General features: G+C 61.2%; 9 protein-coding genes. 2 read left to right on the forward strand and 7 right to left on the reverse strand.

Annotation, left to right across the window (positions count from 1 at the left end; translation table 11 throughout):
* Positions 1 to 85: 85 nt before the first annotated feature.
* Together ung and Q0837_RS15980 are read left to right on the forward strand one after the other, a co-directional pair.
* Complete coding sequence (gene ung / locus Q0837_RS15975; RefSeq protein WP_298471065.1) at positions 86 to 775, forward strand: uracil-DNA glycosylase; 690 nt, start codon at positions 86 to 88, stop codon at positions 773 to 775.
* The gene (locus Q0837_RS15980; protein WP_298471067.1) at positions 772 to 1,107 is read left to right on the forward strand and encodes a TraR/DksA C4-type zinc finger protein; all 336 of its coding nucleotides are present in this window, start codon (positions 772 to 774) and stop codon (positions 1,105 to 1,107) included. The genes ung and Q0837_RS15980 overlap by 4 nt, the downstream gene beginning before the upstream one ends.
* Here the strand turns inward: Q0837_RS15980 and Q0837_RS15985 are convergent.
* From Q0837_RS15985 to Q0837_RS16015, 7 genes are all read right to left on the reverse strand, one after another.
* On the reverse strand, positions 1,104 to 1,616 hold the full coding sequence (locus Q0837_RS15985; protein ID WP_298471069.1) for an AAA family ATPase: 513 nt from the start codon (positions 1,614 to 1,616) through the stop codon (positions 1,104 to 1,106). The two genes, Q0837_RS15980 and Q0837_RS15985, sit on opposite strands and share 4 nt — an antisense overlap.
* Positions 1,609 to 2,340, reverse strand: a complete 732-nt coding sequence (locus Q0837_RS15990; protein WP_298471071.1) for a hypothetical protein — start codon at positions 2,338 to 2,340, stop codon at positions 1,609 to 1,611. Before Q0837_RS15990 ends, Q0837_RS15985 begins: the two co-directional genes overlap by 8 nt.
* Positions 2,341 to 3,762, reverse strand: a complete 1,422-nt coding sequence (locus tag Q0837_RS15995) for a carbohydrate porin (protein ID WP_298471073.1) — start codon at positions 3,760 to 3,762, stop codon at positions 2,341 to 2,343.
* Positions 3,763 to 3,987: 225 nt separating this feature from the next.
* Positions 3,988 to 5,424 carry a glutamate synthase subunit beta gene (locus Q0837_RS16000; protein WP_298471075.1) on the reverse strand — a complete coding sequence of 479 codons (1,437 nt, stop codon included), beginning with the start codon at positions 5,422 to 5,424 and terminating at the stop codon, positions 3,988 to 3,990.
* 24 nt (positions 5,425 to 5,448) lie between these two features.
* Positions 5,449 to 10,089, reverse strand: coding sequence for a glutamate synthase large subunit (gltB, locus tag Q0837_RS16005; protein ID WP_298471811.1), 4,641 nt, complete (start codon positions 10,087 to 10,089; stop codon positions 5,449 to 5,451).
* A gap of 277 nt (positions 10,090 to 10,366) precedes the next feature.
* Positions 10,367 to 11,449: a hypothetical protein gene (locus tag Q0837_RS16010; RefSeq protein ID WP_298471078.1), complete on the reverse strand. Its 1,083-nt coding sequence runs from the start codon at positions 11,447 to 11,449 to the stop codon at positions 10,367 to 10,369.
* Between the two features lie 78 nt (positions 11,450 to 11,527).
* A complete protein-coding gene (locus tag Q0837_RS16015) occupies positions 11,528 to 12,775 on the reverse strand; it encodes a TIGR04063 family PEP-CTERM/XrtA system glycosyltransferase (protein WP_298471080.1) in 1,248 nt (415 codons plus the stop codon).
* Positions 12,776 to 12,820: the final 45 nt, after the last annotated feature.

The following is a 12,820-nucleotide window of genomic DNA, read 5'->3' on the forward strand; positions in this document are numbered from 1 at the left end:
TTGGTCCGACGCTGTAGGAGCATTGGGGAAAGAGGGGAAGGGGACACTCGCGCCTTTGATGCGTCGCGGTGTAACTCTGTGAGCTATGGCTAGCGACGACATCCCAGAAAGCTGGCGCGAGGCGCTCGAACCGGCGCTGACGACGCCCGAGGCACGCAAGCTTGGTGGATGGCTGCGAGCCGAGGAGGATGCGGGCAAGACGATCTTCCCGCCGCGCGGGCAAAGGCTCGCGGCGCTGGCGATGACGCCGCTGGATAAGGTGAAAGTCGTGATCCTGGGACAGGACCCGTATCACGGGCCGGGTCAGGCGCACGGATTGGCGTTCTCCGTGCAGGATGGGGTCAAAGTGCCGCCTTCGCTCGTCAACATTTACAAAGAGCTGGAGAGTGACTGCGGTATCGCTCGGCCAGCGACTGGCAATCTTACCCCTTGGGCGAAGCAGGGCGTGCTGCTGCTCAACAACACGCTGACGGTGCAGTCGGGCAATGCTGGAAGTCATGCCGGGCGCGGCTGGGACGCGATCACCGATGCGGCTGTCGCGGCGGTCGCCGAACGCGGCGATCCCACGGTTTTCATCCTATGGGGTAGCCATGCGAAGAAGAAGGGTGGCCGGGTGCGGGCGCTTGGTAGCGGGGATCATCACCTCGTACTGACATCGCCGCATCCCAGCCCGCTCTCCGCGCATGGTGGCTTCTTCGGCTCGCGTCCCTTCAGCCAGACCAACGTCTTTCTCGAAGCGAATGGCTGCGGCGCGGTCGACTGGTCGCTGCAATGACTGAGGACGAAGCGCGAAAAGCTCTGCTCGAACGGCAAGCGCAGTTGGCTGAGGAAGACGCCGCCAATGCTGATTCGCGCGATACCGTCGAGTTGCAACAGGATAGCGTCGGGCGACTGTCGCGGATGGACGCGATGCAGCAGCAGGCGATGGCGCAGGCGCAAGAGCGCCGCCGCGCTCAGGAACGGCTTCGTATTGAAGCGGCGTTTGAGCGGTTAGACGAGGGCGAATGGGGCTATTGCGCCAAGTGCGGAGAGGAAATCGCCGAGGCGCGGCTGGAGCACGATCCGAGCGTTGCGACATGCGTGACTTGTGCTGGCGGCGAGGGTTAGGTCGCCAAGGACAGCACCAAGTCAGCACGTTCCTCGACAGATATTTTGGGAAGCTCAACCGTCTCGATTTGCAGCGCTGCCAGGTCGCGCCGCAATCGCTGTGCTTCGTCCCGCGCCATTTCGAATGAATGCGGACGTTCTTCGGTCTGTTCGAATATCTCCGGCCATGGCGGCGCAAAGAACACCCGCTGCGCATAGGGAAATGGTGGCGGCATAAGGCTTGCGAGCGGCACCTTCTCGCGCCCGGCGCGGCCAGAAAGAGCGTCCAAAAGTCCGCGATCAAAGAATGTCGGAGAGTCGGGCGAAACGGGGCTGTCGAGGTCGGCGAGCGACAAGGCAGTCACTGCTTCGAAGAATCCCAGCCGATCTTCCCAAGGCGCCGGACCGCCGCCCCTGATGATGCGCAGGCCAGGCTCGTGGACCACATTATGCCCGCGCGCTTCGAGATGATCGATAAGAGTGGATTTACCGCCGCCCGAACATCCGGTGATCAAATAGCGCCTATTCACTCGGCAGTTTGCGCATTTCCAGCGGCCATTCCGCCCCGACCAGTTTTAGCATTCCATCTTCCAGATAGCCGGTTACCCCGGTGAAGTCCGCCACGCCCATATCATTGGGGTGAAACGCAAACTGAACGGTCTGGCCCGCCTCCCAACCGAGATCGGCGAGTTTGAACGGCTTCGAGCGAATGCGGTGGATGCTTTGAACGAGGACCACGGTGTCCGGGACATCGCACGATTGGCGTGGGTCCTGGTCGACGGGCAGCGGGTCGGTGTATTCCAGTGCCTCTATCGAGGGATAGCCGTCTCGGTGAACTTGATCATAAAACCGCTCGCCATTCTCGCATGTCAGCTCAGCATCGGCATACTGGAACTCCTTGCCGTTGGTGCCCCAGACGACGCGAAGGAAAGGTGTGTCCTCGGGAGTGGCTCCGGTCGATTCCATCCCCGACCATTTGAACTCCGGCTCGACCGGCTTGGGATCGCTTGTCAGGTAGATGAAATCGCCCTCCTGCCGCCAAGTGCCTCTGGCACGCATGTCGAGCGCACCGACGGAAACGCCCCAGCCGAATGTGCCGTCGGCGTGGATTTCCATCCCCATCGCCGTTTCGAACGAGCTGCCATCGTAGCGGCCAATGAATTCGGACGAGGATTCTGCCTCGGCAGTTTCGGGCTCTGCTTCGCTATTGGCGACAAGCACCAACGGCAAAAGGCAAAGGGCCGCGCGCTTCATTCAGAACGCCGCCGTAAGCCGCGCGCCTACCAGAACGCCAGTGTCGCGGAAGGCGACCGCGCTGTCGATCACTTGCGCGTTGACGGTCAGTTCGAAGCCCTTGGCAAAACCGACCGTGTAGAACGCTTCGACGCCGCGTTCGTCTTCGATCGGCAGGCGGAACGCGATGTCGTCGACCAACTCATCGGTCAGCGAATACTGGAAATAGGCGAGGCCAAAGCGGTCCTGTGGGCGCTTGCGCGGGTTGCCGGAGATGCCGAAATAGCCCGAATAGTCGAGGAAGGTCGGGTCGCCGCGTGACGCCTGAAAACGCGCGAGGATGCCCCAGCCTTTGCCCGGAGCCTCTGGATACAGTTTGATGAACTGATAGGCCGACAATTGCAGCGCAAGCTCGCCGCTTTCATTGCCGAAGGTCCCGATTGGCTGCGGCGGCGGCGTCAGCGCGCGCGGCAGGATGTCGACCGCGAAACTGTCTCGCGTCGAACCGACGAGGGCAACGTTGTAGATTCCCGGCATCTTGCCGATGCGGGCTTTGTAGGCCGCAGCCGCCATGAATGCGACGCCACTTTCGAAGGCGGTTTCGAACCCCGTGCGTTCATATTGCGAATCCGGGTCAAACACCCAGAACCGGTAGATGAAATTCTTGGTCGGGATCTCGAGCTGTGCGCCGGTCATTGTGTTCGGGACAACAGCCGTCGGTGGAAGCGCGAGGCCGAGATTCTGGAAACCGTAATGACCGTCGCTTTCGACAATCGGCAGCATGCCCGAGATGTCGAGGATGTTGATCTTGCCAATTGTCAGCTTCGTGCCCGACTTCCAGCGCTTTGAAATGCTGGCGGAAAGATCGAAATCGCCTGCGCCTTCGGGACGGAAAAGAGCCGTGTTGTTCGGGATTAGCCCGATTTCGCCATTCGATGTCTCACCCCAGGTGAATTCGGGGCGCAAAGTGATCGTCCAGCTGTCATCAAGGCCGAAATTGCTTCCGCCGATATCAATATAGGCATCGGCGCGGCCGCTATAGCGGATGGTGTCATCGGCATCGCCCGCGATAGGCGCATCCACGAATTGCGATACGACCAGGCGCGCGCTGAACGGCTTTGGCGGGCCGGTAGGGATAAGCGCCTTGCCCTGCAACGCCACCAGCGGAGCAACGGATGAAACCGAGCCAATCTCCGCAGCGGGCCCGAAATTCTCGATATCCTGCGGCAGGACAGGAATTCGGCTGGCTGCATCATCGGCGCTTGTCGCTCGTTCGAACTCGCTGTCGAACTCTACACCTAGGTCGGCTGCATCGAATGGGGCCAACGATTCGGTTTCGGCCATTGCCGGATTGGCGAAAGCGAATGAAGCGGTGCCGATTGCTGCAAGGGCAATCGCACGAAATTCAGGGATGCTGCGTGAATGGGCCAGCGAAACCGGCATAGTGTATTCTCCAGTGGTCTCTGCGCCCGAACCGCGTGGCCACTTTATTGTTTTGGTGATCCCATTCGATTCAGTGTGGCAACCGACCGCGTGGTGAACACCGTCTCCCAAACGTAAGATAATATTATCCTAATACGGCGCTTTCGAAGGAAAAACGCAATGGGCCACAGCCCAGCGAAGCCGCAATTGTGCGGTTTTCCGTCAGCAGGAGGTTGGAATTGCGCCCTAGCGCGGCAATTCGGACACACCCATCAGCGCTTCGTCGACTGCACGCGCGGCTTGGCGACCTTCGCGGATTGCCCAGACGACCAGGCTCTGGCCGCGCCGCATATCGCCGCACGCAAAGACGCCGGGGACGCTGGTGGAATAGTCTTCGGTGTTGGCTTCGACATTGCCGCGACCAGTCAATTCGACGCCCGCCTGTTCGAGCAATCCTGCCTTTTTCGGTCCGACAAAGCCCATCGCCAGCAGGATCAAGTCGGCGGGAATGGTGAATTCGCTGCCTACGATCTCGCGCATCTGCCCATCAACCCATTCGACCCGCGCGCATTCGAGGCCGGTCACGGTCTCGCCGTCGCCGATCACGCGCTTAGTCAGCACAGCCCAGTCGCGCTCGACGCCTTCTTCATGGCTCGATGACGTGCGCAGTTTGAGCGGCCAATCGGGCCAGGTGAGCGCCTTGTCTTCCTTCTCAGGGGGCTTCGGCATGATTTCCAGCTGGGTGACGCTCTTCGCGCCTTGCCGGTTGGAGGTGCCGACGCAATCGCTTCCAGTGTCACCGCCGCCGATCACGACGACATGCTTGTCCGTCGCAAGCAGGCTCCCACGCGGCGCGGCGCGCATTTCATCGTCGCCAGCATTGCGCTTGTTCTGCTGGGTCAGGAATTCCATCGCCAACCGCACTCCTGGCATTTCTGCTCCGGGGATAGCGAGCCCGCGCGCATCCTCCGATCCGCCGGAAAGCACGATCGCATCGAAGTTTTCCTGAAGGCTTTTGAACGAAACGTCGACGCCGACTTCCTTCGAGGTTTTGAACTCAACACCCTCGGCTTCCATCTGAAGGCAGCGGCGGGCGATCAGGTGCTTTTCCATCTTGAAGTCGGGAATGCCGTAGCGCAGCAATCCGCCAACGCGGTCGCTCTTTTCGAACAGGGTTACGCTGTGGCCAGCGCGCGCGAGCTGCTGAGCGCAAGCCATGCCTGCTGGCCCCGAGCCGACCACTGCAACCGACTTGCCTGTCTTTTTCTCGGGGATCTGCGGCTCGACCCAACCTTCTTTCCATCCGCGATCGACAATCGCACATTCGATCGATTTGATCGTCACCGGCTGGTCGACAATGTTGAGCGTGCAGCTGGCCTCGCACGGGGCAGGGCAGATGCGACCGGTGAATTCGGGGAAATTGTTGGTCGAATGCAGCACGTCGAGCGCGTTGCGCCAGTCGTTTTCGTAGACCAGATGATTCCAGTCCGGGATCATATTGTTCACCGGACAGCCGTTGTGACAATACGGAATCCCGCAATCCATGCAGCGCGAAGCCTGCGAGGATAGCGTTGTATCATCCGGCTGGACGACGAATTCACGGTAATTGTTCAGCCGTTCCTTGGGATCGAGATAATCGCGTTCGCGCCGATCCAGCTCGAGAAATCCGGTGTCCTTGCCCATTGTTCTTCTTTGCGTCCCTAGATCTTATTCCGCTGCCACGCTGGCGGCTTCTTCGCGCTCGGCCTCGAGCGTTTCGAGCGCGCGCTTGTAATCGCGCGGCATGACTTTGACGAAGTGGCCCAGCGCAGCGTTCCAGTCGGCCAGCAATGCGCCAGCGATCTCGCTGCCGGTGTGCAATTGATGGCGTTCAACCAGGATGCGCAGGCGCTCAGCATCGTGGCGCAGCATGTCGCCCATTCCGAAATTGTGCACTGAGCGCGAACGCTGCTGCGGACGGCCAGTGCCTTCATCAAGGTCAGCTTCGCCGGAGATCGGCAGCAGATCGACCTGCGCGTGGTTCACCAAATCGCTGAACTTGCCGTCCGGATCGTACACATAGGCGACGCCGCCGCTCATTCCTGCGGCGAAGTTGCGTCCGGTCTGGCCGAGAACCACGACGACACCACCGGTCATATATTCGCAAGCGTGATCGCCTGCGCCTTCGACTACGGCAATCGCCCCGGAATTGCGGACCGCGAAACGCTCGCCTGCGACACCGTTGAAATAGGCTTCGCCCGCGATCGCACCGTACAGCACGGTGTTGCCGACGATGATGTTTTCGCCCGGATTGCGGTTGGCAGCTTCGGGCTGGCGGATGATGATGCGTCCGCCGCTCATGCCTTTGCCGACATAATCGTTGGCATCGCCCGACAGATCGAGCGTGACGCCGTGAGCCAGCCACGCACCGAAGCTTTGCCCGGCAACGCCGGTCAGATTGACGCGGATTGTGTCGGGCGGCAGGCCTTCGTGGCCATGCGCTTTGGCGATCTCGCCAGAGAGCATTGCGCCAGCGGTACGGTTCACATTGCGAATTTCATAATCCAGTTGGACAGGCTTCTTCGCAGTGATTGCTTCCTGACTGTCAGCAATCAGCGCGTTGTCCATTGCCGCACCAAGGCCGTGATCCTGCACTTCGGTGTTGTGCAGCGGTGCGCCTTCGGCCAGCTCTGGTTTGTGCAGCAAGCGTGACAGATCGATCCCGCGCGCCTTCCAGTGCCGGTGCATGCGGGTCATATCGAGGCGGTCGACGCGGCCGACCATTTCCTCGACCGTCCGGAAACCCAGCTCGGCCATGATGCCGCGCAGTTCTTCGGCGACGAAGAACATGTAATTGACCACATGTTCGGGTTGACCGGTGAAGCGCTTGCGCAGCTCGGGGTCCTGCGTCGCGACGCCGACCGGACACGTGTTGAGGTGACACTTGCGCATCATGATGCAGCCCGCCGCGATCAGCGGAGCGGTCGCGAAGCCGAACTCATCTGCGCCAAGCAGCGCGCCGATTGCGACGTCACGTCCTGTGCGAAGCCCGCCATCGACCTGCACCGCGATCCGGCTGCGCAGATCGTTGAGCAACAGCGTCTGTTGAGTCTCGGCGAGGCCGATCTCCCATGGAGAACCGGCGTGGGTCAGGCTGGTCAGCGGCGAAGCGCCAGTTCCGCCGTCATAGCCGGAAATCGTCACATGGTCGGCGCGTGCTTTTGAAACGCCCGCTGCGACCGTGCCGACTCCGACCTCGGAGACGAGTTTCACCGAGATACGCGCACCGGTGTTCACGTTCTTGAGATCGTGAATCAGCTGCGCGAGATCTTCAATCGAGTAGATGTCATGGTGCGGCGGCGGTGAGATCAAGCCCACGCCCGGCGTCGAGTGCCGCACCGCGCCGATCCGCTTGTCGACCTTGTGACCAGGCAGCTGGCCACCTTCACCGGGCTTTGCGCCCTGCGCCATCTTGATCTGGATATCGTCGGAATTGACAAGGTATTCGGTGGTCACGCCGAAGCGGCCTGAGGCCACCTGCTTGATCCGGCTGCGCATCGAATCGCCGTTTTCCATTTGCTGGAAACGGAACGGTTCTTCGCCGCCTTCACCGGTGTTCGAACGCCCGCCGATGCGGTTCATCGCGACGGCAAGCGTCGAGTGCGCCTCATGGCTGATCGAGCCAAAGCTCATCGCCCCGGTGCTGAACCGTTTGACGATTTCGCTCGCCGGTTCGACTTCGTCGAGCGGGATGGCCTCTTCAGCGTTCTTGAATTCCATCAGCCCGCGAATGGTAAGCAGCCGCTCGGACTGCTCGTTCACCGACTTGGCGAATTCCTCGTAATTTGTGTGATCGTTGCCGCGCACCGCGTGCTGCAATTGCGCGACGTTTTCCGGCGTCCATGCATGCTCCTCGCCGCGCAGGCGGTATTGATAGATGCCGCCAACATCGAGCATGTTTGCGTAGAGCGGGTTGTCGCCATAGGCCTGCGCGTGGCGTCGCACGCTTTCCTCGGCGACTTGCTCCAGCCCGATCCCGTCAATGGTGGTGGCTGTGCCGGTGAAGTACTTCTCGACAAAGTCCGACGACAGGCCAACCGCATCGAAGATTTGCGCGCCGCAATAGGATTGGTAGGTCGAAATGCCCATCTTGGACATGACCTTGCGAATGCCTTTGCCGATGCTCTTGATATAGTTCTGCTGCACCTCGCGCGGGTCGAGTTCGAGGTGCTTCTTGCGGCGGATGTCTTCGAGCGTTTCGAACGCGACATAGGGGTTGATCGCTTCCGCGCCGTAGCCTGCGAGGACGCAGAAATGGTGCACTTCGCGCGCTTCACCGGTTTCGATCACCAGGCCGGTTTGCATCCGCAGACCCTGACGCACGAGGTGATGGTGCACAGCAGCCGTGGCCAGCAATGCAGGCATCGGCACGCGGCCTTCATTCTGCCCGCGATCCGACAGGACGAGGATGTTCTGGTCCTGCAGCACCGCTTCGGTCGCGGCCCAGCACATTTCCTTGATCGCGAGCTCGATCCCCTCAACGCCTTGCTCAGCGTCGAACGTGATATCGATCGTTTCGCAGCGGAATGCACCGTCTAGTGCTGCTTCAACCGAGCGGATCTTGGCGAGGTCCTCATTGGTGAGGATCGGTTGTTCGACTTCTAGCCGCTTATGCGTACCGGCATCGCGGCCAAGCAGGTTGGGACGCGGGCCGATCATGGAGATCAGGCTCATCACCAGCTCTTCGCGGATCGGATCGATCGGCGGGTTGGTGACCTGCGCGAAGTTCTGTTTGAAATAGTCGTAGAGCAGCCGCGCCTTGTCCGACAGGACGGCAATCGGCGTGTCGGTGCCCATCGACCCAATCGGATCGTCGCCTTTGACCGCCATCGGTTCGAGGAAGCGCGAGATGTCTTCCTGCGTGTAGCCGAACGCCTGCTGGCGCTGGAGCAGGGTGGTTTCGCTTTCGGGAATTTCCGAAAGCTCCGGTTCGATTTCGCGAATATCTTCGAGCTTGAACTGGGCCCTTTCGAGCCAGTCTGCATAGGGTTCCGCACCCGCGAGATCGGCCTTCAACTCTTCGTCTTCGATGATGCGGCCTTGTTCAAGGTCGATCAGCAGCATCTTGCCCGGTTGCAGACGCCATTTGCGGGTGATGTCTTCCTCGGCAAAGGGCAACACGCCGCTTTCCGAAGCCAGGCAGACGATATCGTCTTTGGTCACGCAGAATCGCGCGGGGCGCAAGCCGTTGCGGTCCAAAGTTGCACCGATCTGGCGGCCATCGGTGAAGCACACGGCGGCAGGGCCGTCCCACGGCTCCATCAAAGCGGCATGATACTCGTAAAACGCGCGGCGTTCCGGATCCATCAGCGCGTTGCCGTTCCACGCTTCGGGGATCAGCATCATCATCGCATGGGCAAGGCTGTATCCCCCCGCGAGCAGCAGCTCGAGCGCGTTGTCGAGGCAAGCGGTGTCCGATTGCCCGTGCGGAATGATCGGCCACATCTTGTCCAGATCAACGCCGAGCAGATCGCTTTCCATCGTGCGGCGGCGCGCATTCATCCAGTTCACATTGCCGCGATTGGTGTTGATCTCACCATTATGCGCAATCAGGCGGAATGGGTGCGCGAGGCGCCAGCTCGGGAAAGTGTTGGTCGAGAAGCGCTGGTGCACGAGGCCGAGCGCCGATACGCAATCGGGATCGCGCAAATCATCGTAGAAACTGCCGACCTGCCCTGCGAGCAGCAGCCCCTTGTAAACGATGGTGCGGGTCGAAAAGCTGGGCAGGTACGTGTCCGTCAGACCCGGCAGATTATGCTTTTCGGCAAGCTGCTCGAGCGGGTTTTGAACCTGCTTGCGGATCACGAGCAGTTTCCGCTCGAACGCGTCCTGATCGGCGCAGCCTTCGCCGCGGGCGATCATTGCCATCTGGATGACCGGCATCGAATCGATCACGGCATCGCCAAGTCCGTCGAGGGTCACCGGAACATCGCGCCAGCCGATGAAGCGCTGGCCTTCCTTCGCAGCAAATTTCTCGAATCGCTCCGCCACGAATGTGCGCGCCGCTTCGTCTTGCGGCATGAAGCACATGGCCACCGCGTAGTCGCCCGGCGCGGGCAGATCGTGCCCATTGTCATCGGCCCAGCGGCGAATCAGTGGGTCGGGAATCTGGATCAGAAGTCCCGCGCCGTCGCCCAGCAACGGATCGGCACCCACCGCGCCGCGATGATCGAGTTTGTCAAGAATCTCAAGCGATTGCTCGATAATGGCATGACTCTTCTCGCCCTTGATATGAGCGACCATGCCAACACCGCAGGCGTCATGTTCATTTCGCGGGTCGTAGAGACCCTGGGGAGCGGGATGACCCACCATGGCAAAGTTCCATCCTGTCAGATGCCGGAGGGTGCGGCCCGGCTCGCGCTATGACGAGGGAGCACTCAGCGGCAGAGTGTCGAGCGGGGAGCATGCCCCAAAGGAGCACCCGCGCACGTTCGAAACTCTCATGCCGACAGGAACGCGATTTTGCAACCGCGAAGAGTGAAGTATTATTTCACTTGAGTATGGCTGGGCTTTGGCTTGATTGCGCGGACTGCATTCAAGCAAGCGCCATGTTGCACGATTCGCGCCCTGCTGTGTGGGGAGGAGGTCAGGCCGCTCCGCGCATTGTCTGAAGTTTGCCCAGAGCCTCGCGCAGTTCGCGTTCGGTGCCATCTTCGGATTCGCCCGCTTGTGATTCGGCCAGCGTTGCAGCTTTGTCGTTGGCCGCGAGACCTTTTTCCGTGAAGACGGAAAGTGCCTTCAGAGCCTCGGCGAGTGCGGCGTCGCGCTCGGTTGCCTGTTCGGCTGGCGGACGGTTGCGCGCCACTTCCTGACGTTCGTGAAGCGCGACAGCAAGCCGCTCGACCATCTGCACGAGGCTTAGATCCTGCGGCGGAACCGCGCGAAGCGTCTCGACTGCGGTTGGCTTTCTGGGCGGGCTTGCAGCGCGGCTCTTCTCTGCAAGCTGCGTAAACTCGCTGAGGTCGAGGTGGTCCTTGTTCAGCGCAGTCTGGCGAGCGCGGTGATCGCTGAGCGCCTGCACCAGCTCAAGTTGCTTACCGCGATTGCGGCGGCGACGGAGCGGAAGGCGGCTGGCGGGTTCAGGCGTCTCAGTTTCAGCCGCCTCTCTGGCTGGCTCGAGATGCTCGTTCGCCAGTGGATCAACCTGAGCAGGTTCCTCCGCCGGCCCTTCGACGGGCTCAGGGGCAGGCTCTGGAGTAGCTTCCAGATCGGCACCCAGCTCGAGTGTTTCTTCAATTTCAGTGTTTTCCGGCTCGTCGATCACCGGCTCGTCTTCGGCTACCGGCTCCTGTTCAACTTGCTCAGTTTCGACAGGCTCCTCGTCAATCGGCGCGTCGAGACTTTCGCTGCCCAGTTCGGACGCCGGGTCAATCGGACGCACATGATCGGCGGCGCGGTCGATCAGCGCTTCCGAGCGACCCGGTAGACGGTCGCGCCATTTGGTCGCGGCAAAAAATCCGAATGCGCCGCCAAGAGCGGCGGCGAGCCCGGCGAAGAAATAGCGGGCGAAACCGTCAAGCACCCCGAGAGCGGAGGCCGTGGTTATCTGATTGATGATCGATGCGGGTAGAACCATGACGATAAGCCCGGAAAGGGAAGCCCCCCAGACCGTAAGCGCGGGCACGAAAAACGGATGCGCGGCAATCGGCAACCGGTTGCGGCGGCGCATCTTAAACTCGGTATTTGCGGACCTGCTGAAAAGCATGCTGCCCCTCGTTCCTACCCTGTTGAACCAGCGCTACTAAACCTAGGCTGGTGCGGTGAGGGCGGCACGCCCATCCCCGCGATTAACATTGGCTAGCAAGAGATGGTAAACGTCTTGATAACGCCGGGCATTGGCTGCCCAGTCATGCCTGGCGCGCACATGAGCGACGCCGCGTTCGCGAATTGCATCCCACTCGCCGCGCGCTTCGAACACTTCATGCAGAGCAGCAGCGCAGGCGGCGGGGTCGTCGGGCGCGAACAGAAAACCGGTTTCGCCGTGTTTCATCAGCTCGCGGTGCCCGCCGACATTCGAAGCGGCGACGATTCGGCGCTGCGCCATCGCCTCGAGCGGTTTGAGAGGTGTGACGAGATCTGTCAGGCGCGAGTGCTTGCGCGGATAGGCGAGCACGTCGATCAGTGAATAATAGCGTTCGACTTCGGAATGGGGGACCCTGCCGGTGAAGATCACCGCTTCGGGTTCAGGCAGCTTTGCAGCAGCTGCGCGCCATTCGGCGTCCATCTCGCCAGCCCCGACCAACAACAGCCTCGCATCGGGTTGCTCGCGGCGGAGGTGCGGCATTGCGGCGATCAGGTCGTCCACGCCTTCATAGGCGTAGAAGCTGCCGATATAGCCAATCAGCGGCGTGTCGGGCCCGATGGCCAACCCTCCAGCCAGCGCCTCGTCGCGTGGCGGTGGATCGCCGAACAGCGACAGATCGACACCGTTGGGCATGATACCGATTTTGCCGGGATTGATACCGCGTTCGATCAAGTCGTCGCGAAGGCCCTGGCAGATTGTGAACACCGCATCGGCGCGTTTCACGATTTGAGTCTCCAGCGCGCGCGTCAGATGGTATTTGACCGAGCCTTCGGTTCCGGTGCGGTTGCCGACGGCAGCATCTTCCCAGAAGGCACGAATTTCATAGACGAGCGGCACGCCGAGAGCGCTCGCGGCACGCCATGCGCCTCCTCCACAAAGAGCCGGGGAATGCGCGTGGATAATGTCAGGCCGCCAGTCCTTGGCGAGCGCCTGGATCGATGCAGACAGCGCGGCCATTTCGCGCGCTTCGCTTACTCCCGGCGGGCCCGAGGCTTCACCCGGCGTGCGGTGGAATGTGAGACCGTCAACGGTTTCGACGCTGGATGTTCCCTCGCCGCTATGCCGCAGCCCCGTGATCCCGCGCACTTCCAGCCCAAGAGCCTGCTGCGCCTTCAGGATCGCGCGCGTGCGAAAGGTGTAGCCGCTATGCAGCGGCAGCGAATGGTCGAGGACGTGCAGAACCCGTGTCATGCCTCGGCCTTTGCCACGAATGTGCTTAACGGCCCGTCAACTGCC

This window comes from uncultured Erythrobacter sp., from assembly GCF_947499705.1.
Classification (GTDB): domain Bacteria; phylum Pseudomonadota; class Alphaproteobacteria; order Sphingomonadales; family Sphingomonadaceae; genus Erythrobacter.

What these genes read in the sequence shown, in the direction of transcription:
- Q0837_RS16015 (WP_298471080.1), bottom strand. Translation starts at nt 12,775, where the DNA reads ATGACACGGGTTCTGCACGTCCTCGACCATTCGCTGCCGCTGCATAGC.
- Q0837_RS15995 (WP_298471073.1), bottom strand. Translation starts at nt 3,762, where the DNA reads ATGCCGGTTTCGCTGGCCCATTCACGCAGCATCCCTGAATTTCGTGCG.
- Q0837_RS15980 (WP_298471067.1), top strand. Translation starts at nt 772, where the DNA reads ATGACTGAGGACGAAGCGCGAAAAGCTCTGCTCGAACGGCAAGCGCAG.
- Q0837_RS15990 (WP_298471071.1), bottom strand. Translation starts at nt 2,340, where the DNA reads ATGAAGCGCGCGGCCCTTTGCCTTTTGCCGTTGGTGCTTGTCGCCAAT.
- Q0837_RS16000 (WP_298471075.1), bottom strand. Translation starts at nt 5,424, where the DNA reads ATGGGCAAGGACACCGGATTTCTCGAGCTGGATCGGCGCGAACGCGAT.
- Q0837_RS16010 (WP_298471078.1), bottom strand. Translation starts at nt 11,449, where the DNA reads ATGCGCCGCCGCAACCGGTTGCCGATTGCCGCGCATCCGTTTTTCGTG.
- ung (WP_298471065.1), top strand. Translation starts at nt 86, where the DNA reads ATGGCTAGCGACGACATCCCAGAAAGCTGGCGCGAGGCGCTCGAACCG.